The 26,378-nt window shown below is 71.5% G+C and carries 25 protein-coding genes; 21 read left to right on the forward strand and 4 right to left on the reverse strand.

The genetic code is table 11. The annotated features are described in order from the left end of the window. Positions 1 to 21: 21 nt before the first annotated feature. Positions 22 to 153, reverse strand: coding sequence for an LPFR motif small protein (locus QQM72_RS05825; protein ID WP_020129452.1), 132 nt, complete (start codon positions 151 to 153; stop codon positions 22 to 24). A gap of 166 nt (positions 154 to 319) precedes the next feature. Here QQM72_RS05825 and QQM72_RS05830 point away from each other — a divergent pair, with 166 nt between their 5' ends. Further along, complete coding sequence (locus QQM72_RS05830) at positions 320 to 1,291, forward strand: GlxA family transcriptional regulator (protein WP_314219692.1); 972 nt, start codon at positions 320 to 322, stop codon at positions 1,289 to 1,291. Between the two features lie 28 nt (positions 1,292 to 1,319). Then, positions 1,320 to 1,955: a DJ-1/PfpI family protein gene (locus QQM72_RS05835; RefSeq protein WP_314219693.1), complete on the forward strand. Its 636-nt coding sequence runs from the start codon at positions 1,320 to 1,322 to the stop codon at positions 1,953 to 1,955. Here QQM72_RS05835 and QQM72_RS05840 read toward each other — a convergent pair. After that, positions 1,942 to 2,691 (reverse strand): enoyl-CoA hydratase/isomerase family protein, encoded by a 750-nt coding sequence (locus QQM72_RS05840; protein ID WP_314219694.1) that lies wholly within the window; start codon positions 2,689 to 2,691, stop codon positions 1,942 to 1,944. The two genes, QQM72_RS05835 and QQM72_RS05840, sit on opposite strands and share 14 nt — an antisense overlap. A gap of 329 nt (positions 2,692 to 3,020) precedes the next feature. Here QQM72_RS05840 and QQM72_RS05845 point away from each other — a divergent pair, with 329 nt between their 5' ends. After that, the gene (locus QQM72_RS05845; protein ID WP_314220130.1) at positions 3,021 to 3,539 is read left to right on the forward strand and encodes an ATP-binding protein; all 519 of its coding nucleotides are present in this window, start codon (positions 3,021 to 3,023) and stop codon (positions 3,537 to 3,539) included. 3 nt (positions 3,540 to 3,542) lie between these two features. On the opposite strand, the gene idi is transcribed toward QQM72_RS05845, so the two are convergent. Together idi and QQM72_RS05855 are read right to left on the reverse strand one after the other, a co-directional pair. Then, positions 3,543 to 4,136 carry an isopentenyl-diphosphate Delta-isomerase gene (idi, locus tag QQM72_RS05850; protein WP_314219695.1) on the reverse strand — a complete coding sequence of 198 codons (594 nt, stop codon included), beginning with the start codon at positions 4,134 to 4,136 and terminating at the stop codon, positions 3,543 to 3,545. Positions 4,137 to 4,346: 210 nt separating this feature from the next. Beyond that, positions 4,347 to 5,282: a cation diffusion facilitator family transporter gene (locus QQM72_RS05855; RefSeq protein ID WP_314219696.1), complete on the reverse strand. Its 936-nt coding sequence runs from the start codon at positions 5,280 to 5,282 to the stop codon at positions 4,347 to 4,349. A 692-nt stretch (positions 5,283 to 5,974) separates the two neighbouring features. Here QQM72_RS05855 and QQM72_RS05860 point away from each other — a divergent pair. The 18 genes from QQM72_RS05860 (at position 5,975) to QQM72_RS05940 (ending at position 26,306) form a co-directional block, all read left to right on the forward strand. Then, positions 5,975 to 7,825, forward strand: coding sequence for a DUF5941 domain-containing protein (locus QQM72_RS05860; protein ID WP_314219697.1), 1,851 nt, complete (start codon positions 5,975 to 5,977; stop codon positions 7,823 to 7,825). After that, on the forward strand, positions 7,822 to 8,574 hold the full coding sequence (locus tag QQM72_RS05865) for a phosphocholine cytidylyltransferase family protein (RefSeq protein WP_314219698.1): 753 nt from the start codon (positions 7,822 to 7,824) through the stop codon (positions 8,572 to 8,574). Before QQM72_RS05860 ends, QQM72_RS05865 begins: the two co-directional genes overlap by 4 nt. Further along, entirely contained in the window at positions 8,562 to 9,623 is a 1,062-nt protein-coding gene (locus QQM72_RS05870; RefSeq protein ID WP_314219699.1) for an iron-containing alcohol dehydrogenase family protein, read from the forward strand. Before QQM72_RS05865 ends, QQM72_RS05870 begins: the two co-directional genes overlap by 13 nt. Then, positions 9,601 to 10,380 (forward strand): CDP-alcohol phosphatidyltransferase family protein, encoded by a 780-nt coding sequence (locus QQM72_RS05875; protein ID WP_314219700.1) that lies wholly within the window; start codon positions 9,601 to 9,603, stop codon positions 10,378 to 10,380. Before QQM72_RS05870 ends, QQM72_RS05875 begins: the two co-directional genes overlap by 23 nt. Next, positions 10,377 to 11,261, forward strand: a complete 885-nt coding sequence (locus QQM72_RS05880; RefSeq protein WP_314219701.1) for a glycosyltransferase family 2 protein — start codon at positions 10,377 to 10,379, stop codon at positions 11,259 to 11,261. Before QQM72_RS05875 ends, QQM72_RS05880 begins: the two co-directional genes overlap by 4 nt. Before the next feature lie 100 nt (positions 11,262 to 11,361). Next, positions 11,362 to 12,291 (forward strand): ABC transporter permease, encoded by a 930-nt coding sequence (locus QQM72_RS05885; RefSeq protein WP_314219702.1) that lies wholly within the window; start codon positions 11,362 to 11,364, stop codon positions 12,289 to 12,291. Beyond that, entirely contained in the window at positions 12,284 to 13,075 is a 792-nt protein-coding gene (locus tag QQM72_RS05890) for an ABC transporter ATP-binding protein (protein ID WP_020129465.1), read from the forward strand. Before QQM72_RS05885 ends, QQM72_RS05890 begins: the two co-directional genes overlap by 8 nt. 360 nt (positions 13,076 to 13,435) lie before the next feature. Then, positions 13,436 to 14,347: a squalene synthase HpnC gene (gene hpnC, locus QQM72_RS05895; RefSeq protein WP_314219703.1), complete on the forward strand. Its 912-nt coding sequence runs from the start codon at positions 13,436 to 13,438 to the stop codon at positions 14,345 to 14,347. Next, complete coding sequence (gene hpnD / locus QQM72_RS05900; RefSeq protein ID WP_314219704.1) at positions 14,344 to 15,294, forward strand: presqualene diphosphate synthase HpnD; 951 nt, start codon at positions 14,344 to 14,346, stop codon at positions 15,292 to 15,294. The genes hpnC and hpnD overlap by 4 nt, the downstream gene beginning before the upstream one ends. After that, the gene (locus QQM72_RS40835) at positions 15,294 to 15,446 is read left to right on the forward strand and encodes a DUF6380 family protein (RefSeq protein WP_399076112.1); all 153 of its coding nucleotides are present in this window, start codon (positions 15,294 to 15,296) and stop codon (positions 15,444 to 15,446) included. The genes hpnD and QQM72_RS40835 overlap by 1 nt, the downstream gene beginning before the upstream one ends. Continuing rightward, positions 15,443 to 16,864 carry a hydroxysqualene dehydroxylase HpnE gene (hpnE, locus tag QQM72_RS05905; RefSeq protein WP_314219705.1) on the forward strand — a complete coding sequence of 474 codons (1,422 nt, stop codon included), beginning with the start codon at positions 15,443 to 15,445 and terminating at the stop codon, positions 16,862 to 16,864. The genes QQM72_RS40835 and hpnE overlap by 4 nt, the downstream gene beginning before the upstream one ends. Positions 16,865 to 16,974: 110 nt before the next feature. Then, a complete protein-coding gene (locus QQM72_RS05910) occupies positions 16,975 to 18,003 on the forward strand; it encodes a polyprenyl synthetase family protein (protein ID WP_314220131.1) in 1,029 nt (342 codons plus the stop codon). A gap of 119 nt (positions 18,004 to 18,122) precedes the next feature. Beyond that, on the forward strand, positions 18,123 to 20,144 hold the full coding sequence (gene shc, locus QQM72_RS05915; protein WP_314219706.1) for a squalene--hopene cyclase: 2,022 nt from the start codon (positions 18,123 to 18,125) through the stop codon (positions 20,142 to 20,144). After that, on the forward strand, positions 20,144 to 20,785 hold the full coding sequence (locus tag QQM72_RS05920; RefSeq protein ID WP_314219707.1) for a phosphorylase family protein: 642 nt from the start codon (positions 20,144 to 20,146) through the stop codon (positions 20,783 to 20,785). The genes shc and QQM72_RS05920 overlap by 1 nt, the downstream gene beginning before the upstream one ends. A gap of 5 nt (positions 20,786 to 20,790) precedes the next feature. Beyond that, positions 20,791 to 21,813, forward strand: coding sequence for an adenosyl-hopene transferase HpnH (gene hpnH, locus QQM72_RS05925; RefSeq protein ID WP_314219708.1), 1,023 nt, complete (start codon positions 20,791 to 20,793; stop codon positions 21,811 to 21,813). Positions 21,814 to 21,817: 4 nt separating this feature from the next. After that, entirely contained in the window at positions 21,818 to 22,975 is a 1,158-nt protein-coding gene (gene ispG / locus QQM72_RS05930) for a flavodoxin-dependent (E)-4-hydroxy-3-methylbut-2-enyl-diphosphate synthase (protein WP_314219709.1), read from the forward strand. A 26-nt stretch (positions 22,976 to 23,001) separates the two neighbouring features. Then, on the forward strand, positions 23,002 to 24,924 hold the full coding sequence (dxs, locus tag QQM72_RS05935) for a 1-deoxy-D-xylulose-5-phosphate synthase (RefSeq protein ID WP_314219710.1): 1,923 nt from the start codon (positions 23,002 to 23,004) through the stop codon (positions 24,922 to 24,924). Further along, complete coding sequence (locus QQM72_RS05940) at positions 24,921 to 26,306, forward strand: aspartate aminotransferase family protein (protein ID WP_314219711.1); 1,386 nt, start codon at positions 24,921 to 24,923, stop codon at positions 26,304 to 26,306. The genes dxs and QQM72_RS05940 overlap by 4 nt, the downstream gene beginning before the upstream one ends. Positions 26,307 to 26,378: the final 72 nt, after the last annotated feature.

Raw genomic sequence — 26,378 nt, forward strand, 5'->3', positions numbered from 1 at the left:
TCGGGGATCAGGGCGCGGCCATCAGGCCCTGCGGCTCCTGGTGGAGCCCGAGGCCCCGCCGAAGAGCCGGGCCAGCGCCCGGAAAGGCAGCGTCACCACGGTGGCGACGGCGCCACCGATCTGGCGCAGGACGTCTGCGATCGCACGGAACACGAGCTTCCCCTTTTCGTTCTTCGTCTGGCGTTCTTCGTCGCCCGGCCGCTTTGGCCGAGAAGGACCGGGTACCTCGAGATCGTCGGGCCATGCCGGCGGGTCGTGGCAGGAAAGGTGGGGAACCCGTCATTGCCGCCGTACGTCCCGCCCGCGAAGAATCCTCCCCATGCCGCAGCGAACCGTTCCCACCGTGCTCATCGTGCTCTTCGACGGGGTCCAGAGTCTCGACGTGACCGGCCCCCTGGAGGTCTTCGCGGGCGCCGAGCGGCACACCCCGGGCACCTACCGGATCCGTACGGCCTCCCTGGACGGCGCTCCCGTGCGCACCTCCAGCGGGCTGACCCTGGTACCGGACGAGGCCCTCACGCGCGCGTGCGTCCCGCACACGCTGCTCGTCCCCGGCGGCCATGGCACCCGCCGCCCGGACACCGCGCCGCTGACGGACTGGCTGCGCGTGCACGCCCCGCGCGCGGAGCGCCTCGTCTCGGTCTGCACCGGCGCGACCCTGCTCGCCGCCGCGGGTCTGCTGGACGGCCGACGGGCGACGACCCACTGGGCGTACTGCGAGCGGCTCGCCCGCGACCACCCGGCCGTGCGGGTCGACCCCGATCCGATCTACGTCCGGGACGGGCACGTCCACACCTCGGCCGGCGTCACCTCCGGCATCGACCTGGCCCTCGCCCTGGTCGAGGCGGACCTCGGCCGTGACGCGGCGCTGACCATCGCCCGGCACCTGGTCGTCTTTCTGCGCCGGCCCGGGAACCAGGCCCAGTTCAGTGCGCAGCTGGCCGCCCAGACGGCCGAGCGCGCCCCCCTGCGGGAGGTCCAGCACTGGATCACCGAGCACCCCGCCGCCGACCTGAGCGTCGAGTCGCTCGCCGCCCGCGCCCTGCTCTCCCCGCGCCACTTCTCCCGCGCGTTCCGCGACGAGACCGGCATGACGCCCGGCCGCTATGTCGACCGGGTCCGCCTGGAGCACGCCCGCCGCCTGCTCGAGGACACGGCCGACGGCGTCGAGGAGATCTCCCGCGCCAGCGGCTACGGCACCCCCGAGGCCATGCGGCGCGCCTTCGTCAAGGCGCTCGGAACGCCCCCGGCGGAGTACCGCCGCCGGTTCCGTCCCGCGCCCGTGCACTGAAGCCCCTTCCGCCCGCTGAGAGGAACCCATGCAGATCGCCGTCGTCGTCTACGACCGCTTCACCGCCCTCGACGTCGTGGGCCCGTACGAGATGCTCTCGCGCGCCCCGGGCGCGGAGACCGTCTTCGTGGCCGAGAAGAGGGGGCCCGTCCGCACGGAGACCGGCTTCCTGGCCGTCACCGCCGACCGGGCGCTGTCCGAGGTCCCGGCCCCCGACATCGTGATCGTCTCCGGGGGGCCCGGCCAGAGCGCGCTGATGGAGCACGAGCCCCTGCTCGACTGGCTCCGGGCCGCCGACGCCACCAGCACCTGGACGACGTCCGTGTGCTCCGGCTCCCTGCTGCTCGCCGCCGCGGGTCTCCTCGAAGGCCGCCGGGCCACCTCCCACTGGCTGGCCCTGGACCGGCTCGAGGCGTTCGGTGTCGAGCCGACCGGCGAACGCGTCGTCTTCGACGGCAAGTACGTCACCGCGGCGGGCGTCTCGTCCGGCATCGACATGGGACTCGCCCTGCTCGGCCGGATCGCGGGGGACGACCATGCCCGGTCCGTCCAACTGGGCACGGAGTACGACCCCCAGCCGCCCTACGACGCCGGCGCCCCGCACAAGGCACCCGCCCACCTCGTGGAGAAGCTGCGGGCCCGCAGCCGCTTCATCCTGACGTAGTCCAGGTGAAGCGCGGCTCCCTGCGCTCCAGGAACGCGGCGACGCCCTCCGCGGTGTCGCCGCTGCCGCGCGCCTGGGCGCTCCAGTGGGCGTCCCGGTCCCCGCGGCCGTTCGCGAACTCCTTGGCGGCGGCCTGCGTCAGCTGCGAGCGGGACACCAGCACGCGGGTGAACTCCGCGACCCGCTCCTCGAGTCCGTCGACGGGCAGCACCTCGTCGACCAGGCCGGTGCGCAGCGCCCGCTCGGTGTCGATCAACTCCCCTGAGAACAGCAGGTACTTGGCGGTGGCCGGGCCGACCAGGGAGACCAGGCGCCGGGTGGCGGTGGACGGGTAGACGATCCCGAGCTTCGCCGGCGTCACCCCGAACTGCGCGCCCTCCTCGGCGAACCGCAGGTCGCAGGCCGCGGCGAGCTGGGCGCCACCGCCGACGCAGTGCCCGCGGACCGCCGCCAGGGTCGGCCTCGGGAACGCCGCCAGGGCCTCCTCGGCACGCCCCGCCAGCTCCTGCGCCTCCTGCGGCGACTCCCGGAGCGTGGAGATGTCGGCCCCCGCGCAGAAGGTGCCGCCCGCGCCGGTCAGCACCAGCGCCCGCACCGCCGGGTCGGCGGCCAGGGTGTCGAGCAACGGGGGCAGCGCCGCCCACATCGCGGCTGTCATGGCGTTGCGCTTCGCCGGGTGGTGCAGGACGACGGTGGCGACCGCGTCGGTGACGCCGTGCAGCAGATCGGGCTCCATGCCCCGGATGCTAACCACCGGCTCGTCCGCGTGATCGGAACGGCCGATGTGAGAGGCACGACACCGGCGGCAAAGGGCACCAGAGCCGACCAAAGGGAACCAATGACGGCCAAAGGGGAGGAGCGGCGCCGCCGAACCCGTACAACCCGAAGAGTGCGCGAAGTCGGCGCGGAGCGGACAGAAAACGGTCCCGCCGTCGACTCCGTCATTCGGGTCCGGTCGGAAACGTTCGATAACTGCTGACTTCTGTTCAGTCATCCGGAGGGGAGGGCCTCGGTACCAACACTGCACGTGTGGTGACAATCGAGCGCGAGGGTGGCGACCGGACGATGGACGATCAAGGGCGCGGGCCCGACCCACGCCCAGAGGGCGCCCCGGGCGAACCCTCCGCATCCTCTGCGGAAGCCGTGCCCCGGCCGCTGCCCTACGAAGGCGTCTGGCGCTTCACCGCGCCCGCCGTGGACGCCTCGGTCCCGCAGGCGCGACACGCCGTGCGGGACCTGCTGTACCGCCAGGGTGTGCCGGTCTCCGACGACCTGGCCCAAGGGCTCCTGCTGATCGTCTCCGAACTGGTGACCAACGCCGTCCGGCACGCGGCGGTGCTGTCGCCGGTGCTCGCCGTGGAGGTGGCGGTCGGGGCCGAGTGGGTGCGGGTGTCGGTGGAGGACAACCACCCCTACCGTCCGACCGCCCTGGAGGCCGACCACGGCCGCACGGGCGGCCGTGGACTGCTGCTGGTGCGGGAGATCACCCTGGAGGCGGGCGGGGTCTGCGACGTCGAGCACACGTCGGGCGGCGGCAAGGTGATCTGGGCCGCCCTGCCGCTCAAGCCCGTGCGGGTGCCCTGAGGGTCACCAGCCGGCCGACGGCCCCGTCAGCTCCCTGACCGCCGGGCGTGCCGCGTCCAGCACGGTCATGAACCAGGCCGAGAACGTGTCCCCGGCGTGCCGCTCCGCCAGCTCGGCCGGCGTCACGAAGGCCGTGTCGCCGACCTCCTCCGCGTCCGGCCGCAGCGGGGACTGCACCAGCCCCACGAACAGGTGGTTGTACTCCTGCTCGACCAGACCCGACTCCGGGTCCGGGTGGTTGTAGCGGACCGTTCCCGCCTCGGCGAGCAGTGACGGGGAGACCCCGAGCTCCTCGAAGGTGCGCCGCGCGGCCGCCGCGAACGGCGCCTCACCGGGGTAGGGGTGACCGCAGCAGGTGTTGGACCACACACCGGGGGAGTGGTATTTGCCGAGCGCCCGCCGCTGGAGCAGCAGCCGGCCCCGCTCGTCGAAGAGGAACACGGAGAAGGCGCGGTGCAGCTGCCCCGGCGGCTGATGGGCGGCCAGCTTCTCCGCGGTGCCGATCGTGACGCCGTTCTCGTCGACCAGCTCCAGCAAGATCGCGTCCGCGGTGCCGTTCGACGACGTCTGTGTCGCGGTGGCAGGTGTGATCGGCATACCCATCCTTAGCATCGGTCCTCGCGTCCCCAGTCTGCCGTACGCGTCCGGCACTCCCGGCACTTCACGCGCAAGCGCGCCTGTCCCGCGCGGCAAGGGGCCCGGTAGGTGATCTTGCCCGGCGCCGGGCGCGGGGAACCGTCCGGAACGTCTGTGCGGATCATGCGGTGCGGACGGCCGGTGCACGCTCAGTGGCAGACCGGTGCACGCTCAGTGGCAGAGTCGCGCCTCGTGTTCCGCGTGCCCGCTCGGCTCCAGCTGGAAGGTGCAGTGCTCCACGTCGAAGTGGTGGCCCAGGCAGCCCTGGAGCTCGTGCAGCATCTTCTCGTGGCCGATCGCGTTCAGTACGTCCGAGCGCACCACCACGTGCGCCGACAGCACCGGCATCCCGGAGGTGATGGTCCACGCGTGCAGATCGTGCACGTCCTCCACCCCGTCCAGGGCGAGTATGTGGGACCGCACCTCCGCCATGTCGACGTCCTTGGGAGCCGATTCCAGCAGCACGTCGAGCGTCTCGCGCAGCAGCTTCAGGGTGCGCGGCACGATCATGAGGCCGATGACGAGCGAGGCGATCGGGTCGGCGGTCTGCCAGCCGGTGGTCAGGATCACCACCGCCGAGATCAGCACCGCCACCGACCCCAGCGCGTCCGCCGCCACCTCCAGGAACGCCCCGCGCACGTTCAGGCTCTCCGACTGGCCGCGGATCAGCAGCGACATCGAGACCATGTTCGCGACCAGGCCGATCCCGCCGAACCAGATCATCAGCCCGCCCTCGGTGGCGGCGGGAGTGAAGAACCGCTGGACCGCCTCGTACAGGACGTAGCCGCCCACGCCGAGCAGCAGCAGACAGTTGGCGAGGGCCGCGAGGATCTCGGCGCGGGCCAGTCCGAAGGTGCGGTTCGCGCTCGGCGGCCGGCCCGCGAAATGGATGGCGAGCAGCGCCATCCCGAGGCCCAGCGCGTCCGTCGCCATGTGCGCGGCGTCCGCGACCAGTGCGAGGGAGTCCGCGAGCACCCCGCCGACGATCTCGACGACCATGACGCCGAGCGTGATCGACAGTGCGACGCGCAACCTGCCCCGGTACGCCGCCGTGGCGGTGGCCGGCACGTGGGTGTGCGTATGGCCGTGGTCGTGCCCAGCCCCCATGGAAGCAGCCCTTCTGTGGTCCGTCGTGGGCCGTCGCGATCTGCCCCGCGATCACAGTGAACTACGGGTGGGGGGTATCCGGCAACGCGGCACTGAACACCGTTGTCATGTGCCCTGACCTGCGGAAACGAATCGCAGGTCAGGGCATCCCCAGCTGTTGCCCGGCGGGCGTGCGGCCGTGGACCCGGCGCGCGGCGGGAAGGCGCCCGGCCACGGCGACGCGTTCCCCTGCCCGGTCGTCCCCCCGGTCGTGGCACCCGTGCCGGAAGCGCCCTGTGCCCCGATGCCCCGATCGCCCTGTGCCCGCGATGCCCCGAAGTCTGCGATGTATCCGTTCCGGCGGTGATGACCCATGTCATGCCGGAAGTTCCCGTCCCGACCGGTACGGACGCCCCGGCCCGGTGGACAATGTCCTGGATGTCGGCTCTTGGGGGCGCGGTTTGTCGCCCGGGCCGCCGATCACCGATGATGATCTCGGCAAAGGCCGGTTCAAGCCGAGTTCAAGCCGTGCTGCCGGACTGCGTCGACCTGCCTGAACGGGCGGTGAACACGGTGTTCCCGGCATCCGATAGCCTCTGCCGACATGCCGCCCGCCTGGTGCGGCCACCGGTGAAGTCGCCGGTGCGGCCCAGGGGCGCATCCATCGTGTACATGACCGGCGTGAACGCGCCGGACCCAGGGAGTGAGTTCGGTTGTCGACCGCCATCCTCACCGGCTCGCCGGTCCCCGGATCGTCGATCGAGGGCGATCTGCGGTCCCTCGGCTTCGACGTCCGGACCGCCTCCGACGCCGGTGACGCCGAGGCCCTCCTCGCCGCCGTCCCCGGTGACCAGCGCGTCGCCGTCGTGGACGCCCGCTTCGTGGGTCACGAGCACGCGCTGCGCCTCGGCCTCACCGACCCGCGTTTCCCGCTCGGCGCGATCCCGGGCGCGGTGACCGCGCAGCCGGCCGGCCGGCAGGCCCTGACCCGCGCGATGGCCAGGGAGAACTCGGCGAGCGCCGGCACCGCCCACGGGGGTGCTCCCGCGCCGGCGAGGCCGAGCGTGGAATACGCCGACAGCATCGTCGACAGCCTCGCCGACCGGGTCGTCGCCGCCCTCGACGCCGACGGCGTCGACGTGCACCGCCCCGAACTGGGCAGTCTGGTCGCCGAGGTCCCGGCCGACCCGCAGGCCCGCAACGAGGCACGGCAGGCCGTCGCCGCCGTCGACGACGAGGCGGTCCGCCTCAAGTCGGCCGTGAAGGCGCGCGACGGCTTCTTCACCACGTACTGCATCAGCCCGTACTCGCGCTACCTCGCCCGCTGGTGCGCCCGCCGCGGCCTCACCCCCAACCAGGTCACCACCGCCTCGCTGGTCACCGCGCTGATCGCGGCGGCCTGCGCGGCCACCGGCACCCGGGGCGGGTTCGTCGCGGCCGGCGTGCTGCTGATCGCGTCCTTCGTCCTCGACTGCACCGACGGCCAGCTCGCCCGCTACTCCTTGCAGTACTCCACGCTCGGCGCCTGGCTCGACGCCACCTTCGACCGCGCCAAGGAGTACGCCTACTACGCGGGTCTCGCGCTCGGCGCGGCCCGGGGCGGCGACGACGTGTGGGCCCTGGCGCTGGGCGCGATGGTCCTCCAGACCTGCCGGCACGTCGTGGACTTCTCCTTCAACGAGGCCAACCACGACGCCACCGCAAACACCAGCCCCACCGCCGCCCTCTCCGACAAGCTCGACAGCGTCGGCTGGACGGTCTGGGTGCGGCGGATGATAGTCCTGCCCATCGGTGAACGATGGGCCATGATCGCCGTTCTCACCGCTGCCACCACCCCCCGCATCACCTTCTACGCGCTGCTCGTCGGCTGCGCGTTCGCGGCGACCTACACCACGGCGGGCCGGGTCCTGCGCTCGCTGACCCGCAAGGCCAGGCGGACGGACCGGGCGGCGCAGGCACTGGCTGACCTCGCCGACAGCGGCCCGCTCACCGAACTGCTGGCCCGCACGCTCCCCGTCGGGATCCGCATCCCGGCCCCGCTCGCCGCGGTCGCCGGCGTTCTCCTGCTGGTGCTCGCGGCCTCGCTCGACGGGCCGGGCTTCTCGCTCCTGCTGGCCGCCGTCCTGTACGTCCTGCTCTCCGCCGACGCCCTCCTGCGCCCCCTCAAGGGCGCCCTCGACTGGCTGGTCCCGCCGCTCTTCCGGGCCGGGGAGTACTGCACCGTCCTCGTCCTCGCGGCCAAGGCCGACGTGAACGGAGCGCTGCCCGCGGCTTTCGGGCTGGTCGCCGCCGTCGCCTACCATCACTACGACACGGTGTACCGCATCCGCGGCAACGCCGGAGCGCCGCCGGCCTGGCTGGTGCGCGCCGTCGGGGGGCAGGACGGGCGCACGCTGCTCGTCGTCGTGCTGGCCGTGCTGCTCACCGCCTCGCAGTTCACGGTCGCGCTCACGGTCCTCGCCGTGGTCGTCGCCCTCGTGGTGCTCCTCGAGAGCATCCGCTTCTGGGTCGCCGCCCACCGGGCAGGCGCCCCGTCCGTACACGATGAAGGAGAACCCGCATGATCGGCCTCGTGCTGGCGGCCGGCGCCGGACGGCGTCTGCGCCCCTACACCGACAGCCTGCCCAAGGCGCTGGTGCCGGTGGGGCCCGCGGGCATAGAGGGCGAGCCCACGGTCCTGGACCTGACGCTCGGCAACTTCGCCGAGATCGGTCTGACCGAGGTCGCGGTCATCGTCGGCTACCGCAAGGAGGCCGTGTACGAGCGCAAGGCGGCGCTGGAGGCGAAGTACGGCCTCAAGCTCACCCTCATCGACAACGACAAGGCCGAGGAGTGGAACAACGCCTACTCCCTGTGGTGCGGCCGTGACGCCCTCAAGGACGGGGTCATCCTCGCCAACGGCGACACCGTCCACCCGGTGTCCGTCGAGCACACGCTGCTCGCCGCCCGCGGCGAGGGCAGGCAGATCATCCTCGCGCTCGACACGGTGAAGTCCCTCGCCGACGAGGAGATGAAGGTCGTCGTCGACCCCGACCTGGGCGTCCGGCGGATCACCAAGCTGATGGACCCGGCCGATGCCACCGGTGAGTACATCGGTGTCACCCTCATCGAGGGCGACGCGGCCCCCGCACTGGCCGAGGCGCTCAAGACCGTGTGGGAGAACGACCCGCAGCAGTTCTACGAGCACGGCTACCAGGAGCTCGTCGACGGCGGCTTCCGCATCGACGTGGCACCGATCGGCGACGTCGCGTGGGTCGAGATCGACAACCACGACGATCTCGCCCGTGGACGGGAGATCGCGTGCCAGTACTGACCCGGCTGATCCCCTCACCGGTCGTCGTGGACATCCGCCCGGGTGCCCTCGACGACCTGGTCGGGGTCCTGGCCGACGAGCGCATCTCGCACTCGGGCAAACTCGCGATCGCCGTCAGCGGCGGCTCGGGCGCCCGGCTGCGCGAGCGCCTCACCCCGGCCCTGCCCGGCGCCACCTGGTACGAGGTCGGCGGCGGGACCCTCGACGACGCCGTCCAGCTGGCCACCGACATAAAGGCCGGCCACTTCGACGCGGTCGTCGGCCTGGGCGGCGGCAAGATCATCGACTGTGCCAAGTTCGCCGCGGCACGCGTCGGCCTCCCGCTGGTCGCCGTGCCGACGAACCTCGCGCACGACGGTCTGTGCTCGCCGGTCGCCACCCTCGACAACGACGCGGGGCGCGGCTCCTACGGTGTGCCGAACCCGATCGCCGTCGTGATCGACCTGGACGTCATCCGCGAGGCCCCGGTCCGCTACGTGCGGGCGGGCATCGGTGACGCCGTCTCCAACATCTCCGCCATCGCGGACTGGGAGCTCGCCAACCGGATCAAGGGCGAGAAGATCGACGGCCTCGCCGCCGCGATCGCCCGGCAGGCCGGCGAGGCGGTGCTGCGCCACCCGGGCGGCATCGGGGACACCGGCTTCCTCCAGGTGCTGGCCGAGGCGCTGGTGCTCAGCGGCGTCGCGATGTCGGTGTCGGGCGACTCCCGCCCGTCCTCGGGCGCGTGCCACGAGATCAACCACGCCTTCGACCTGCTCTTCCCCAAGCGGGCGGCCGCCCACGGCGAGCAGTGCGGACTCGGCGCGACCTTCGCGATGTACCTGCGCGGAGCCCACGAGGAGTCGGCCCACATGGCCCAGGTGCTGCGCCGCCACGGACTCCCGGTCCTGCCGCAGGAGATCGGCTTCACGGTGGACGAGTTCGTCCGTGCCGTGGAGTTCGCTCCCGAGACCCGGCCGGGCCGCTACACGATCCTCGAACACCTCGACCTCAAGACCGAACAGATCAAGGACATCTACGCCGACTATGTCAAGGCCATCGGTAGCTGAACTCAGACCGGTCGTCCACCCTCCGGGGGTGAAGGACCGGCGCAGCGGTGAGCACTGGATGGGACGCCTCTACATGCGTGAGGTGTCCCTGCGGGTCGACCGCTACCTGGTCAACACCAGGGTCACGCCCAACCAGCTCACGTACCTGATGACCGTCTTCGGCGTGCTCGCCGCCCCGGCCCTGCTGGTGCCGGGGATCACGGGCGCCGTGCTCGGCGTGGTGTGCGTGCAGATGTACCTGCTGCTGGACTGCGTCGACGGCGAGATCGCGCGCTGGAAGAAGCAGTACTCGCTGGGCGGGGTCTATCTGGACCGGGTCGGGGCGTATCTCACCGACGCCGCCGTGCTGGTCGGCTTCGGCCTGCGCGCCGCCGACCCGTGGGGCACCGGACGCATCGACTGGCTCTGGGCCTTCCTCGGCACGCTCGCCGCGCTCGGCGCGATCCTGATCAAGGCGGAGACCGACCTCGTCGGCGTCGCCCGGCACCAGGGCGGTCTGCCGCCGGTCAAGGAGTCGGCCTCCGAACCGCGCTCCTCCGGGATGGCGCTGGCCCGCCGGGCCGCCTCGGCGCTCCAGTTCCACCGGCTGATCCTCGGCATCGAGGCGTCCCTGCTGATCCTGGTGCTGGCGGTCGTCGACCAGATGCGCGACGACCTGTTCTTCTCCCGGCTCGGCGTGGCCGTGCTGGCCGGCGTCGCGCTGCTCCAGACCCTGCTGCACCTGGTGTCCATCCTCGCGTCGAGCAGGCTGAAGTGAGCGCGCCCGGGAAGGTCGGCGCCGTCGTCATCACCATGGGCAACCGCCCCGACGAGCTGAGAGCACTGCTGGACTCGATCGCCAAGCAGGACGGCGACCGGGTCGAGGTGGTCGTGGTCGGCAACGGCTCGCCGGTCCCGGACGTCCCCGAGGGCGTCAGGACGATCGAGCTGCCCGAGAACCTCGGTATCCCCGGCGGCCGCAACGTCGGCATCGAGGCCTTCGGACCCAGCGGCCGGGACGTCGACGTCCTGCTGTTCCTGGACGACGACGGTCTCCTGGCCCACCACGACACGGCCGAGCTGTGCCGCCGGGCCTTCGACGCCGATCCGAGGCTGGGCATCGTCAGCTTCCGGATCGCCGACCCGCAGACCGGTGTCACCCAGCGCCGCCACGTGCCGCGGCTGCGCGCATCGGACCCGATGCGCTCCTCCCGGGTCACCACGTTCCTCGGGGGCGCCAACGCCGTGCGCACGAAGGTCTTCGCGGAGGTGGGCGGGCTCCCGGACGAGTTCTTCTACGCGCACGAGGAGACCGACCTGGCATGGCGGGCCCTCGACGCGGGCTGGATGATCGACTACCGGTCCGACATGGTGCTGTACCACCCGACGACCGCGCCCTCGCGGCACGCGGTGTACCACCGCATGGTCGCCCGCAACCGGGTCTGGCTGGCCCGGCGCAACCTTCCCGCTCCGCTGGTCCCCGTCTATCTCGGGGTCTGGCTGCTGCTCACCCTGGCGCGCCGCCCCTCGGGGTCCGCGCTGAAGGCCTGGTTCGGCGGTTTCCGGGAAGGCTGGAGCACTCCGTGCGGACCTCGTAGGCCCATGAAGTGGCGTACGGTGTGGCGGCTGACCCGACTGGGCCGGCCCCCGGTGATCTGACAAGCTCGTCCCTGAGGGCACCCCGGGCCGTACCGCGGGCCCCCCGGCTCATGCCGGCCTCGTCAAGGCTGCGCATCCCGAAGACGAAAGTTTCCTACCTGTGAGTGAGACAACGCATGACGTCGGAGTCGTGGTGACCGCGCCTCCGTCGCCCGACGAGGGCCTCACGGCGGCACAGCTGGCCGCCAAGTACGGGCTGGCCGTGAGCGGTGCCCGGCCCGCGCTGCGGGAGTACGTCCGGCAGCTCTGGGGGCGCCGGCACTTCATCATGGCGTTCTCCCGGGCGAAACTGGCCTCCCAGTACAGCCAGGCCAAACTGGGCCAGCTGTGGCAGGTGGCCACGCCACTGCTGAACGCGGCCGTGTACTTCATGATCTTCGGCCTGCTCCTCGACGCCGGCCGGGGGATGTCGAAGGAGGTGTACATCCCCTTCCTCGTCACGGGCGTCTTCGTGTTCACCTTCACACAGAGCTCGGTGATGACCGGCGTCCGGGCGATCTCGGGCAACCTCGGCCTGGTCCGCGCCCTGCACTTCCCGCGTGCCTCACTGCCGATCTCGTTCGCCCTGCAGCAGCTTCAGCAACTGCTGTACTCGATGCTGGTGCTGTTCCTGGTCGTGATCGGCTTCGGCAGCTACCCGGACGCCTCCTGGACGCTGATCGTCCCGGTGCTCGTCCTGCAGTTCTGCTTCAACTCCGGTCTGGCGCTGATCTTCGCCCGGGCCGGCGCGAAGACCCCGGACCTGGCGCAGCTGATGCCGTTCGTGATGCGGACGTGGATGTACGCGTCCGGCGTGATGTTCTCCATCCCCGTCTTCCTCGCGGACAAGCCGCAGTGGGTGGCCAACATCCTGCAGTGGAACCCGGCCGCCATCTACATGGACCTGATGCGCTTCGCGCTCATCGAGGAGTACGGCGCCGAGAACCTTCCCGCGCACGTCTGGGCGGTCGCGGGCGGCTGGGCCGTCCTCGTCGCCGTCGGCGGCTTCGTGTACTTCTGGCAGGCGGAGGAGAGGTACGGCCGTGGTTGAGCCGCTCGCGGGACAACGGATCCCGACCGTCATCGCCGACGAGGTCCACATCGTCTACCGCGTCAACGGCGCCAAGTCCGGCAAGGGCAGCGCCACCGCGGCGCTCAGCCGCATCGTCAAGCGCGGGCGCCGCGAGGGCGAGGAACGCGGGGTGCGCAAGGTGCACGCCGTGCGCGGCGTCTCCTTCGTCGCCCACCGCGGCGAGGCCGTCGGCCTGATCGGCTCCAACGGCTCCGGCAAGTCCACGCTGCTGCGCGCCATCGCCGGTCTGCTGCCGCCGGAGAGCGGCAAGGTCTACACCGACGGCCAGCCCTCGCTGCTCGGCGTCAACGCCGCCCTGATGAACGACCTCACCGGCGAGCGCAACGTCACCCTCGGCGGGCTCGCCATGGGCATGTCCCGCGAGCAGATCAAGGAGCGCTACCAGGAGATCGTCGACTTCTCCGGCATCAACGAGAAGGGCGACTTCATCACCCTGCCGATGCGCACCTACTCCTCCGGCATGCAGGCCCGGCTGCGCTTCTCCATCGCCGCCGCCAAGGACCACGACGTCCTGATGATCGACGAGGCCCTGGCCACCGGCGACGCGAAGTTCCGGGGGCGCTCCGAGGAACGCATCCGGGAGCTGCGCGAGCACGCCGGCACGGTGTTCCTGGTGAGCCACAGCAACAAGTCGATCAGGGACACCTGCGACCGCGTGCTGTGGCTGGAACGCGGCGAACTACGGCTGGACGGCCCGACCGAAGAGGTCATGCGGGAATACGAGAAGTTCTCGGGCAAGTAGCGCGATTCGGCCAGGGCCCCGCCGGAACTGTCCGGCGGGGCCCTGCGTCTGCAAAGGAAACGTCAACTCCGGGTCAGCCTAGGAATCTTGACGCCAATCGGTGTGTTGTTGTGATGTCCCGGACACCCCCGCGAACCGTGCTGCGTTGTACAACGTAAGCTGTACCGGCCCCCGAATCGCGCCAAGTGGGGCGAAAACGCGCGGTGCCCGCCGTCGGGGACGCCGCGCGGGCGGCTCGGCGGCGTGTCCGAAATAGTGTGTATTAGGTCGGCAGTGTAGAACGGGAGATGTGACGGCGATGGCTACGGAAACTCCCCAGATCGACGCGAGCCGTGCCGTCCCCGCCCCGGGCGGTCGACGATGACGGCGCCCGCCGCGCCACGCATCGGCGACCCGGAGCGCGGCACGCTCGACAAGGCCGCGGACGAGAACTTCCCGGTGGCCCCCTTCTTCCTGCCCAGGGCCTGGCGCGACGACCTGATGGCCGTGTACGGCTTCGCCCGGCTCGTCGACGACATCGGCGACGGTGACCTCGCCCCCGGTGGCGCGGACGCCCGGCTGCTCGGCGTGTCGGCCACCGCCGCCGAGGACCGCCTCGCCGTGCTGGACGCCTTCGAGGCCGATCTGCATCGTGTCTTCGACGGATCCGGCGGCCCGCCCCGGCACCCCCTGCTGCGCCGTCTCCAGCCGACCGTCCGTCGTCGCTCGCTCGGCGTCGAGCCCTTTCTCGGGCTGATCGCCGCCAACCGTCAGGACCAGCTCGTCACGCGCTACGAGACCTACGACGACCTCCTCGCCTACTGCGAGCTGTCGGCCAATCCCGTGGGCCGGCTGGTCCTCGCCGTCACCGGCGCCGCCACCCCCGAGCGGATCCGCCGCTCCGACGCGATCTGCACCGCGCTGCAGATCGTCGAGCATCTCCAGGACGTGTCCGAGGACCTCGGCCGCGACCGTGTCTATCTGCCCGCCGCGGACATGAAGCGCTTTCACGTCAAGGAATCGGATCTGGCCACGAACACCGCGGGTGCGTCGCTGCGCGCGCTGGTCGCGTACGAAGCCGAACGCGCCCGCGATCTGCTGAATGAAGGCGCCCCCCTGGTGGGTAGCGTTCACGGCAGGCTGAGGCTGTTGCTCGCGGGTTTCGTGGCAGGGGGAAGCGCGGCGATCAAGGCGATCGCCGCCGCCGGGTACGACGTACTTCCCGGCCCGCCCAAGCCCGGCAGGCTCCGGCTGCTGCGCGAGGTGGGCGTGACCCTGCGAGGAGAGGGGTGATCCGGGCCGTGGAGCCGTCACCACACGTGTCCGCGCCGGTACTCGCCGCCTACGGCTACTGCGAGACCGTCACCGGACAGCAGGCCCGTAACTTCGCGTACGGCATCCGGCTGCTGCCCACGCCCAAGCGCCGCGCGATGTCGGCGCTGTACGCCTTCTCACGCCGGGTCGACGACATCGGCGACGGCGCACTGGGCGGCGAGGTCAAGACCGCCAGGCTCGAGGAGACCCGGACGCTGCTCGCCCGGGTCCGCGCGGGCGAGGTCGCGGAGGACGACACCGACCCCGTCGCGGTCGCCCTCGCGCACACGGCCCGGGCCTTCCCCATCCCGCTGCGCGGTCTGGACGAGCTGATCGACGGCGTCCTGATGGACGTGCGCGGCGAGACCTACGAGACCTGGGACGACCTGAAGGTGTACTGCCGCTGCGTGGCGGGCGCCATCGGGCGGCTCTCGCTCGGCGTGTTCGGCACCGAACGGGGGGCGCGCGGCGCCGAGCGTGCGCCGGAGTACGCCGACACGCTCGGGCTCGCGCTCCAGCTCACGAACATCCTCAGGGACGTCCGCGAGGACGCCGAGGGCGGCCGCACCTATCTGCCCGCCGACGACCTCGCGAAGTTCGGCTGCTCGGCCGGGTTCGACGGGCCGAAGCCGCCGGAGGGATCCGACTTCGCGGGTCTCGTGCACTTCGAGGTGCGGCGGGCCCGTGCCCTCTTCGCCGAGGGCTACCGGCTGCTTCCCCTGCTCGACCGGCGCAGCGGCGCCTGTGTCGCCGCCATGGCGGGCATCTACCGCCGTCTCCTCGACCGCATCGAGCGCGACCCCGAGGCCGTGCTGCGCGGCCGGGTCTCGCTGCCCGGACGGGAGAAGGCCTTCGTGGCCGTACGCGGGCTGTCGGGCCTGGACGCCCGGCACGTGTCGCGGCGGGCCGTCAGGAGGCACCCCTGATGGGCGCGACCGGTGACAAAGTGGGCCTAGGTGATTCCACCGGCGAAAAGCGGCACGCAACCCTCCGGTGCGGCGCGGCGTCCCTGACTGCGACGGCCAGCGGTGCAGAGTTCGAACACCATGGCCGGTCCGCACGGGAGGGCGCAGGATGAACGACGAGCAACTCGCGGACGCCTCGGAAGCGTCCGGCCCTTCGGGGCGCACCGCCGTCGTCGTCGGGGGAGGGCTCGCCGGGGTGACCGCCGCGCTCGCGCTCGCCGACGCGGGCGTACGCGTCACGCTGCTGGAAGGCCGGCCCCGGCTCGGCGGCCTCGCCTTCTCCTTCCGGCGCGGCGACCTGACCGTGGACAACGGACAGCACGTGTACCTGCGCTGCTGCACCGCCTACCGCTGGTTCCTCGAGCGTATCGAGGGCAGCGCGCTGGCGCCCTTGCAGGATCGTCTCGACGTGCCCGTCGTCGACGTGGCCAGACCGGAGGGACGGCGGCTCGGCAGGCTGCGCCGCGACGCGCTGCCCGTGCCCCTGCACCTGGGACGCAGCCTCGCCACGTATCCGCATCTCTCGCTCTCCGAACGCGCCAGGGTGGGCCGTGCCGCGCTCGCGCTCAAGGGGCTCGACCTCGCCGATCCGCGGCTGGACGCACAGGACTTCGGCAGCTGGCTGACCGCGCACGGTCAGTCGGCACGCGCCGTCGAGGCCCTCTGGGACCTGGTCGGGGTCGCCACTCTCAACGCCGTCGCGGGCGACTCCTCGCTGGGGCTCGCCGCGATGGTGTTCAAGACCGGTCTGCTGTCCGACCCGGGCGCCGCCGACATCGGCTGGGCGCATGTCCCGCTGGGTGAACTGCACGACCGGCTCGCCCGCAAGGCGCTCGACTCCGCGGGCGTGCGTACCGAGGTCCGTACACGCGTCACCTCCCTGTCTCCTGACGAGAACGGGACGTGGAGCGTTCAGGTTCCCGGCGAGACGCTCCGCGCGGACACGGTCGTCCTCGCCGTCCCGCAGCGCGAGGCGTACGACCTGCTCCCCGACGGGGCGCTCGACGACGCCGAGCGGCTGCTGGAGATCGGCACCGCGCCCATCCTCAACGTGCACGTCGTCTACGACCGCAAGGTGCTCGACAAGCCCTTCCTCGCGGCGCTCGGCACGCCCGTGCAGTGGGTCTTCGACCGCACCGCCGCCTCCGGGCTGCGCGAGGGCCAGTACCTCGCCCTGTCCCAGTCCGCCGCGCAGGACGAGATCGACGAACCCGTCGCCGCGCTGCGCGAGCGCTATCTGCCCGAACTCCAGCGGCTGCTGCCGGGCACGCGCGGCGCCGGGGTGCGGGACTTCTTCGTGACCCGGGAGCGCACGGCGACGTTCGCCCCCACCCCCGGCGTCGGTCGCCTTCGGCCCGGCGCCCGCACCAGAACCCCCGGCCTCTACCTGGCCGGAGCGTGGACCGCCACAGGGTGGCCCGCGACCATGGAGAGTGCGGTCCGCAGCGGCGTGAGCGCGGCGGACGCCGCGCTGAGCGCCCTGGGCCGGCCCCGCCCCCGCCGCCTCTTCGCGTTCGAGGAGGCGGCCTGATGCTCGATCAGCACGGCTCGGCACACCCCCGCACCCTCTCCAGCACCGCAACAAGAGGAGAAAACGTGCCCACTGTGCCCCCGGCCACGCCGGCCGCTCGGAGGACCGCGGTGGACGTGACCGCGCTCCTGGAGCGCGGCCGCACCCTGGCCACCCCGGTGCTGCGGGCGGCCGTCGACCGTCTGGCACCGCCCATGGACACGGTCGCCGCCTACCACTTCGGCTGGATCGACGCCCACGGCAACCCGACCGACGGCGACGGCGGCAAGGCCGTGCGTCCCGCCCTCGCCGTGCTCTCCGCCGAGGTCACCGGGGCCGCTCCCGAGGCCGGCGTCCCCGGCGCGGTCGCCGTCGAGCTGGTCCACAACTTCTCGCTCCTGCACGACGACCTGATGGACGGCGACGAGCAGCGCAGGCACCGGGACACCGTCTGGAAGGTGCACGGCCCCGCCCAGGCCATCCTGGTCGGCGACGCCCTGTTCGCCCTCGCGGGCGAGATCCTCCTCGAACTCGGCACGGCCGAGGCGGCCCGGGCGACCCACCGCCTGACCGTCGCCACCCGTGCCCTCATCGACGGCCAGGCCCAGGACATCTCCTACGAGCACCGCGACCGGGTCAGCGTCGAGGAGTGCCTGGAGATGGAGGGCAACAAGACCGGCGCCCTGCTGGCCTGCGCCAGTTCCATCGGCGCCGTGCTCGGCGGGGCGGACCGGCACACCGCCGACGCCCTGGAGAAGTACGGCTACCACCTCGGCCTGGCCTTCCAGGCCGTGGACGACCTGCTCGGCATCTGGGGCGACCCGGAGGCCACCGGCAAGCAGACCTGGAGCGATCTGCGCCAGCGCAAGAAGTCCCTGCCGGTGGTCGCCGCGCTCGCGGCGGGCGGTTCCGCCTCCGAGCGGCTCGGGGAGATCCTCGCCGCCGACGCCAAGAGCAGCGACTTCGAGACCTTCTCCGAGGGGGAGTTCGCGGCCCGCGCCGCCCTGATCGAGGAGGCGGGCGGCCGTGACTGGACCGCCGGGGAGGCGCGCCGCCAGCACGCCGTCGCCCTGGACGCCCTGAACGCCGTGGACATGTCCGAGCAGGTGCGGGACCGGTTCACGGCGCTCGCCGACTTCGTCGTCGTACGAAAGAGATGATCCCTATCGGTCGAATAGCCCTCGCGTAGTCGCCGGCCGGTGTGCGAGGAGAGTGAGCACCGGCCGACGGCGGACCCACAGCAGACGCAAAGCCATGCACACTGCACGAAGGGGAAGCCATGACAGCGACGACCGACGGAAGCACCGGGGCTCTGCCGCCCCGCGCTGCCGCGGCCAGCGAAACCGACATCACCATCCCCGTGGCGGCCGGGGTACAAGAAGCCGCCACCCGCGCGATGCAACGCGCCACCGACTTCCTGCTCGCCGGGCAGGACGCCGAGGGCTGGTGGAAGGGCGACCTCGAGACGAACGTCACGATGGACGCCGAGGACCTGCTGCTGCGTCAGTTCCTGGGCATCCGCGACGAGGCCACCACCCGGGCCGCCGCTCTCTTCGTCCGGGGCGAGCAGCGCGAGGACGGCACGTGGGCCACCTTCTACGGCGGTCCGCCCGACCTCTCCGCCACCGTCGAGGCGTACGTCGCCCTGCGGCTGGCGGGCGACGCCCCCGAGGCGCCCCACATGCGCCGGGCCTCCGGGTGGATCCGCGAGCAGGGGGGCATCGCCTCCGCCCGGGTCTTCACCCGGATCTGGCTGGCCCTGTTCGGCTGGTGGAAGTGGGATGACCTGCCCGAACTCCCGCCGGAGCTGTTGTTCTTCCCCAAATGGTTCCCGCTGAGCATCTACAACTTCGGCTGCTGGGCGCGGCAGACGATCGTGCCGCTCACCGTGGTGTCGGCGAAGCGCCCGGTGCGTCCGGCGCCCTTCCCGCTCGACGAGCTGCACACCGATCCCGCGCATCCCAACCCGGCCAAGCCCCTCGCCCCGGTGAACAGTTGGGACGGGCTCTTCCAGCGGCTCGACAAGGTCGTGCGCGGCTACCGGTCGGTCGCGGTGCGCAGGCTGCGCGGCGCGGCCCTGAACGCCGCCGCCCGCTGGATCATCGAACGGCAGGAGAACGACGGCGCCTGGGGCGGCATCCAGCCGCCGGCCGTGTACTCGGTGATCGCCCTGCACCTGCTCGGCTACGACCTCCAGCACCCGGTGATGCGGGCGGGCCTCGAGTCGCTGGACCGGTACGCCGTGTGGCGCGAGGACGGCGCGCGGATGATCGAGGCCTGTCAGTCGCCGGTGTGGGACACCTGCCTGGCGACCATCGCGCTCGCCGACGCGGGACTTCCCGCCGACCATCCCCAACTGGTCAAGGCCGCCGACTGGATGCTCGGCGAACAGGTCGTCCGGCCGGGCGACTGGTCGGTGAGCAGGCCCCAACTGCCGCCGGGCGGCTGGGCGTTCGAGTTCCACAACGACAACTACCCCGACATCGACGACACCGCCGAGGTCGTTCTCGCGTTGCGCCGGGTCAAGCACCACGACCCGGAGCGGATGGACCGGGCCATCGCTCGCGGGGTGCGCTGGAACCTCGGGATGCAGTCGAAGAACGGGGGCTGGGGCGCCTTCGACGTCGACAACACCAGCCCGTTCCCCAACCGGATGCCCTTCTGCGACTTCGGCGAGGTCATCGACCCGCCGTCCGCCGACGTCACCGCGCACGTGGTCGAGATGCTGGCGGTCGAGGGACTCTCGCACGACCCGCGCACCCGGCGCGGCATCGAGTGGCTGCTGGCCGAACAGGAGCCCGACGGCTCGTGGTTCGGGCGCTGGGGCGTCAACTACGTCTACGGCACGGGGTCGGTGGTACCGGCCCTCACCGCGGCGGGCCTGCCCGCGCAGCACCCCGCGATCCGGCGGGCGGTCTCCTGGCTGGAGCGGGTGCAGAACGACGACGGCGGCTGGGGCGAGGACCTGCGCTCCTACCAGGACGCCACCCGCTGGAGCGCCCGGGGCGCCTCGACGGCCTCCCAGACCGCCTGGGCGCTGATGGCGCTGCTGGCGGCCGGGGAGAGGGACTCCAAGGCCGTCGAGAGGGGCGTCGCCTGGCTGGCGCAGACCCAGCGGGAGGACGGCTCCTGGGACGAGCCCTACTTCACCGGCACGGGCTTCCCCTGGGACTTCTCGATCAACTACCACCTCTACCGTCAGGTCTTCCCGCTGACCGCGCTCGGCCGGTATGTCCACGGAGAGCCGTTCAGCACGCAGCCCGCCACCCACGCGGCTCCCACCGAGGTCAAGGGGAGCTGATGAGAACACAGTCCGTCCCGTCGCCGCTGCTGATCGCCTGCGCCCTCGGCATCGAGCACCTCGCCCTGCGCATGGGCGACCGCGGCGGAGCCGACGGGCCGGTCACCGTCCTGCGGACGGGCATGGGACCGAAGGCGGCGGAGCGCTCCGTCACCCGCGTCCTGGCCGACCCGGTGTTCGCCGGGGCGGCCGTGCTGGCCACGGGTTTCTGCGCGGGCCTCGCCCCCGGTATGCACCCCGGCGACCTGGTCGTCGCCGAGGAGACCCGCGACCCGCGCGGCAGTGTCCCCTGCGTCGGCACCGAACTGCTCGTCAAGGAACTCGCCCGCACCCTGCCCGGGCGCACCGTCCACACCGGCCCCCTCACCGGCTCCGACCACGTCGTTCGCGGTCACGAGCGGGCCGACCTGCTCGCGACGGGCGCGATCGCCCTCGACATGGAGTCGGCGGCCACCCTGCTGAGCGCCGTGCGCGCGGAGCCGCGCCCGGTTGCGGCCGTCCGGGTGGTCGTGGACGCTCCTGAACATGAACTCGTCCGGATCGGCACGGTACGCGGTGGAATATCGGCTTTCCGCGTCCTTCGCTCGGTCCTGCCTGCCTTTTTCGAATGGCACCGTAATGTTCTGCTCCCCCGGAGGTGAGCCACATGGCCATGCCACTGCGCCAGTCCATCAAGGTCGCTACATACCTGGCCGAACAGAAGCTCCGCAAGCGGGAGAAGTTTCCGCTCATCGTCGAGCTGGAACCGCTCTTCGCCTGCAACCTCAAGTGCGAGGGCTGCGGCAAGATCCAGCACCCGGCGGGAGTGCTCAAGCAGCGCATGCCGGTCGCCCAGGCCGTCGGCGCGGTGCTGGAGTCCGGTGCGCCGATGGTGTCCATCGCGGGCGGTGAGCCCCTGATGCACCCTCAGATCGACGAGATCGTGCGGCAGTTGGTGGCCAAGAGGAAGTACGTCTTCCTCTGCACCAACGCCATGCTGCTGCGCAAGAAGCTGGAGAAGTTCACGCCCTCTCCCTACTTCGCCTTCGCCGTGCACATCGACGGGCTGCGCGAGCGGCACGACGAGTCGGTGGCCAAGGAGGGTGTGTTCGACGAGGCCGTGGCGGCCATCAAGGAGGCCAAGCGGCGCGGCTTCCGGGTGACGACCAACTCGACCTTCTTCAACACCGACACCCCGCAGACCATCATCGAGGTGCTCAACTACCTCAACGACGACCTCAAGGTCGACGAGATGATGATCTCGCCCGCCTACGCCTACGAGAAGGCTCCCGACCAGGAGCACTTCCTCGGCGTGGAGCAGACCCGCGAGCTGTTCAAGAAGGCCTTCTCGGGTGGCAACCGGCGCCGCTGGCGGCTCAACCACTCACCCCTGTTCCTCGACTTCCTCGAGGGCAAGGCCGACTTCCCGTGCACGGCGTGGGCGATCCCCAACTACTCGCTGTTCGGCTGGCAGCGGCCCTGCTACCTGATGAGCGACGGGTACGTGCCGACGTACCGCGAGCTGATCGAGGAGACGGACTGGGACAAGTACGGCCGCGGCAAGGACCCGCGCTGCGCCAACTGCATGGCGCACTGCGGCTACGAGCCGACCGCCGTCCTCGCCACGATGGGCTCGCTGAAGGAGTCCCTGCGCGCCCTGCGCGAGACCGTCAACGGAAACCGGGAGTGACGACATGACCGCCGTCCCCCTGGGCGTCCCCGGGATGCCGGTCCGGCCGGTGGCGTCGCGACGCGAGTCGCGGCGGATCCAGGTCGGACCGGTGGCGGTCGGGGGCGGGGCCGCGGTGTCGGTGCAGTCGATGACGACGACGCGTACGTCGGACATCGGCGCCACCCTGCAGCAGATCGCGGAACTCACCGCGTCCGGCTGCCAGATCGTCCGTGTCGCCTGCCCCACGCAGGACGACGCGGACGCCCTCGCGACCATCGCCCGCAAGTCGCAGATCCCGGTGATCGCGGACATCCACTTCCAGCCGAAGTACGTGTTCGCCGCGATCGAGGCGGGCTGCGCCGCGGTCCGGGTGAACCCCGGCAACATCAAGCAGTTCGACGACAAGGTCAAGGAGATCGCCAAGGCGGCCAAGGAGCACGGCACCCCGATCCGCATCGGCGTCAACGCCGGTTCGCTGGACCGCCGCCTGCTCCAGAAGTACGGCAAGGCGACCCCCGAGGCCCTCGTCGAGTCCGCCCTCTGGGAAGCCTCCCTCTTCGAGGAGCACGGCTTCAGGGACATCAAGATCTCGGTCAAGCACAACGACCCGGTCGTGATGATCGAGGCGTACCGCCAGCTCGCCGCGCAGAGCGACTACCCGCTGCACCTCGGGGTGACCGAGGCGGGTCCGGCGTTCCAGGGCACGATCAAGTCGGCGGTGGCGTTCGGCGCGCTGCTCTCGCAGGGCATCGGCGACACGATCCGGGTGTCGCTGAGCGCCCCGCCGGTTGAGGAGGTCAAGGTCGGCATCCAGATCCTGGAGTCCCTGAACCTCAAGCAGCGAGGCCTGGAGATCGTCTCCTGCCCGTCCTGCGGCCGCGCCCAGGTCGACGTGTACAAGCTGGCCGAAGAGGTCACGGCGGGCCTCACGGGTATGGAGGTCCCGCTGCGGGTCGCCGTCATGGGGTGCGTCGTCAACGGCCCCGGCGAGGCGCGGGAGGCGGATCTGGGGGTCGCCTCCGGCAACGGCAAGGGCCAGATCTTCGTGAAGGGCGAGGTCGTCAAGACCGTGCCCGAGTCGAAGATCGTGGAGACCCTCATCGAGGAGGCGATGAAGATCGCCGAGCAGATGGAACAGGACGGCGTCGCGGCGGGGGAGCCGGCCGTCACCGTGAGTTGAACAGCACGGACCGAAGGGGGCCCGACGTGACGATCCTGGAGAACATCCGGCAACCACGCGACCTGAAGGCGCTGTCCGAGGCGGAACTCGGTGAACTGTCCGAAGAGATCAGGGAGTTCCTGGTGCACGCGGTCGCCAGGACCGGCGGACACCTGGGACCCAACCTGGGTGTGGTCGAACTGACCGTCGCGCTCCACCGGGTCTTCGAGTCGCCGGTCGACCGCGTCCTGTGGGACACCGGACACCAGAGCTATGTGCACAAGCTCCTGACCGGGCGTCAGGACTTCTCCAAACTGCGCGGCAAGGGCGGCCTGTCCGGCTATCCCTCCCGTGAGGAGTCCGAGCACGACGTCATCGAGAACAGTCACGCCTCCACCGTCCTCGGCTGGGCCGACGGCCTCGCCAAGGCCCGCCAGGTGCAGGGCGAGAAGGGCCATGTGGTCGCGGTCATCGGCGACGGCGCCCTCACCGGCGGCATGGCCTGGGAGGCGCTGAACAACATCGCGGCCGCCAAGGACCGGCCGCTGATCATCGTCGTCAACGACAACGAGCGCTCCTACGCGCCGACCATCGGCGGACTCGCCAACCACCTTGCGACCCTGCGCACGACCGACGGCTACGAGAAGGTGCTGGCCTGGGGGAAGGACGTGCTGCTGCGCACCCCGGTCGTCGGCCACACGGTCTACGAGTCGCTGCACGGCGCGAAGAAGGGCTTCAAGGACGCGTTCGCGCCGCAGGGCATGTTCGAGGACCTCGGCCTGAAGTACGTCGGCCCCATCGACGGACACGACATCAAGGCCGTCGAGTCCGCGCTGCGGCGGGCCAAGCGCTTCCACGGGCCGGTGCTGGTGCACTGCCTGACCGAGAAGGGCCGCGGGTACGAGCCCGCCCTCGCGCACGAGGAGGACCACTTCCACACCGTGGGTGCGATGGACCCCCTCACCTGCGTGCCGCTCGCGCCCGCCGGCGGCCCGTCCTGGACGTCCGTCTTCGGCGAGGAGATCGTGCGGATCGGCGAGGAACGCGACGACGTGGTGGCGATCACCGCGGCGATGCTGCATCCGGTGGGGCTCGGCGGGTTCGCCGAGCGCTTCCCGGACCGCGTGTGGGACGTCGGCATAGCCGAACAGCACGCGACCGTGAGCGCGGCCGGGCTGGCGACGGGCGGCCTGCACCCCGTCGTCGCCGTCTACGCCACCTTCCTCAACCGGGCCTTCGACCAGCTGCTGATGGACGTGGCCCTGCACCGCTGCGGGGTCACGTTCGTGCTGGACCGGGCCGGCGTCACCGGCGTGGACGGGGCCTCCCACAACGGCATGTGGGACATGTCCGTGCTCCAGGTCGTCCCGGGGCTGCGCATCGCGGCCCCCCGCGACGCCGAGCAGCTGCGCGCGCAGCTGCGGGAGGCGGTCGCGGTGGACGACGCGCCGACCCTGGTCCGCTTCCCGAAGGAGTCGGTCGGACCGGAGGTGCCGGCCGTCGGCCGGGTGGGCGGCATGGACGTGCTGCACCGCGGCGACCGCGCGCAGGTGCTGCTGGTGGCCGTCGGCGTGATGGCGCCGGTGTGCCTGCAGGCCGCCGAGCTGCTGGAGGCCAGGGGCGTCGGCTGCACGGTCGTCGACCCCCGTTGGGTGAAGCCCGTCGACCCGGCCCTGCCCGGCCTCGCCGCCGGGCACCGGCTGGTGGCCGTCGTCGAGGACAACAGCCGTGCCGCCGGCGTCGGATCGGCGGTGGCGCTGGCCCTGGGCGACGCCGACGTCGACGTGCCCGTAAGGCGGTTCGGCATCCCCGAGCAGTTCCTCGCGCATGCCAAGCGCGGCGAGGTGCTCGCCGACATCGGCCTCACCCCCGTCGAGGTGGCCGGCCGGATCAGCGCGAGCCTGGCCGCCGGGGACGTCCGGTCCCTCGACGCCGCGGCGACCGGCCCAGTCAAGGAGAAAGCGGAATGACCACGGAGTTCGACCTCGGCGCCCTCCTGGCCGAGCGCGGAGCCGAGCGCTACGAGCTGCACGGCAGATACCTCAACCACCAACTGCCGCGCATGCTGCACACCATCGGCTTCGACAAGGTCTACGAGCGCGGTGAGGGCGCGTACTTCTGGGACGCGGACGGCAACGACTACCTGGACATGCTCGCCGGGTTCGGGGTGATGGGGCTGGGCCGGCACCACCCCGTCGTCCGCAAAGCGCTGCACGACGTCCTCGACGCCCAGCTCGCCGACCTGACCCGCTTCGACTGCCAGCCGCTGCCCGGGCTGCTCGCCGAGAAGCTGCTCGCCCACAGCCCGCATCTGGACCGGGTGTTCTTCGGCAACAGCGGCACCGAGGCGGTGGAGACGGCGCTGAAGTTCGCCCGGTACGCCACCGGCAGGCCGAGGGTCCTGTACTGCGACCACGCCTTCCACGGGCTCACCACGGGCTCGCTGTCGGTGAACGGCGAGTCCGGGTTCCGGGACGGGTTCGCGCCCCTGCTGGCCGACACGGCGGTCCCGCTCGGCGATCTCGACGCACTGGCCGGTGAGCTGGGGAAGGGAGACGTCGCCGCCCTCATCGTCGAGCCGATCCAGGGCAAGGGGGTGCACGAGGCGCCGCCCGGATATCTGCGGGCCGCGCAGGAACTGCTGCACCGGCACAAGGCGCTGCTGATCGCGGACGAGGTGCAGACGGGTCTCGGCCGGACCGGCGACTTCTACGCCTACCAGCACGAGGACGGCGTCGAGCCGGACCTGGTGTGCGTGGCCAAGGCGCTGTCCGGGGGCTATGTGCCGGTCGGCGCCACGCTCGGCAAGGACTGGATCTTCAAGAAGGTCTACTCCTCGATGGACCGGGTGCTCGTGCACTCGGCGAGCTTCGGTTCGAACGCCCAGGCCATGGCGGCCGGGCTCGCGGTGTTGTCGGTACTGGAGAACGAGCAGGTCGTGGCCAACGCGCGGGCCACCGGTGACCTGCTCAGGTCCCGGCTGGCGGCACTCGTCGACAAGTACGAACTGCTGGCCGACGTCCGCGGCCGGGGTCTGATGATCGGCATCGAGTTCGGGAGGCCCAGGTCGCTGAAGCTGCGCAGCCGGTGGGCCATGCTCCAGGCGGCCCGCAAGGGACTCTTCGCGCAGATGGTGGTGGTCCCGCTGCTGCAACGGCACCGGATCCTCACCCAGGTCTCCGGTGACCACCTGGAGGTGATCAAGCTGATCCCGCCGCTGATCGTCGGCGAGCGGGAGGTGGACCGGTTCGTCGACGCCTTCACCGCCGTGATGGACGACGCGCACGGCGGCGGCGGGCTGATGTGGGACTTCGGCAGGACGCTGGTGAAGCAGGCGGTGGCCAACCGCTGAGCCGCCCGCGCGCGGGCGACCGGGAGGACGGTCCGGGCCTGCGCCGTTTTTGCCTCTGAGGCAACAAATTTG

The organism is Streptomyces zaehneri (assembly GCF_032248645.1).
GTDB classification, from domain to species: Bacteria; Actinomycetota; Actinomycetes; order Streptomycetales; family Streptomycetaceae; genus Streptomyces; species Streptomyces coriariae.

What these genes read in the sequence shown, in the direction of transcription:
- QQM72_RS05830 (WP_314219692.1), top strand. Translation starts at nt 320, where the DNA reads ATGCCGCAGCGAACCGTTCCCACCGTGCTCATCGTGCTCTTCGACGGG.
- QQM72_RS05835 (WP_314219693.1), top strand. Translation starts at nt 1,320, where the DNA reads ATGCAGATCGCCGTCGTCGTCTACGACCGCTTCACCGCCCTCGACGTC.
- QQM72_RS05840 (WP_314219694.1), bottom strand. Translation starts at nt 2,691, where the DNA reads ATGGAGCCCGATCTGCTGCACGGCGTCACCGACGCGGTCGCCACCGTC.
- QQM72_RS05845 (WP_314220130.1), top strand. Translation starts at nt 3,021, where the DNA reads ATGGACGATCAAGGGCGCGGGCCCGACCCACGCCCAGAGGGCGCCCCG.
- idi (WP_314219695.1), bottom strand. Translation starts at nt 4,136, where the DNA reads ATGCCGATCACACCTGCCACCGCGACACAGACGTCGTCGAACGGCACC.
- QQM72_RS05855 (WP_314219696.1), bottom strand. Translation starts at nt 5,282, where the DNA reads ATGGGGGCTGGGCACGACCACGGCCATACGCACACCCACGTGCCGGCC.
- QQM72_RS05865 (WP_314219698.1), top strand. Translation starts at nt 7,822, where the DNA reads ATGATCGGCCTCGTGCTGGCGGCCGGCGCCGGACGGCGTCTGCGCCCC.
- QQM72_RS05875 (WP_314219700.1), top strand. Translation starts at nt 9,601, where the DNA reads ATGTCAAGGCCATCGGTAGCTGAACTCAGACCGGTCGTCCACCCTCCG.
- hpnC (WP_314219703.1), top strand. Translation starts at nt 13,436, where the DNA reads ATGACGGCGCCCGCCGCGCCACGCATCGGCGACCCGGAGCGCGGCACG.
- QQM72_RS40835 (WP_399076112.1), top strand. Translation starts at nt 15,294, where the DNA reads ATGGGCGCGACCGGTGACAAAGTGGGCCTAGGTGATTCCACCGGCGAA.
- hpnE (WP_314219705.1), top strand. Translation starts at nt 15,443, where the DNA reads ATGAACGACGAGCAACTCGCGGACGCCTCGGAAGCGTCCGGCCCTTCG.
- shc (WP_314219706.1), top strand. Translation starts at nt 18,123, where the DNA reads ATGACAGCGACGACCGACGGAAGCACCGGGGCTCTGCCGCCCCGCGCT.
- QQM72_RS05920 (WP_314219707.1), top strand. Translation starts at nt 20,144, where the DNA reads ATGAGAACACAGTCCGTCCCGTCGCCGCTGCTGATCGCCTGCGCCCTC.
- hpnH (WP_314219708.1), top strand. Translation starts at nt 20,791, where the DNA reads ATGGCCATGCCACTGCGCCAGTCCATCAAGGTCGCTACATACCTGGCC.
- ispG (WP_314219709.1), top strand. Translation starts at nt 21,818, where the DNA reads ATGACCGCCGTCCCCCTGGGCGTCCCCGGGATGCCGGTCCGGCCGGTG.
- QQM72_RS05940 (WP_314219711.1), top strand. Translation starts at nt 24,921, where the DNA reads ATGACCACGGAGTTCGACCTCGGCGCCCTCCTGGCCGAGCGCGGAGCC.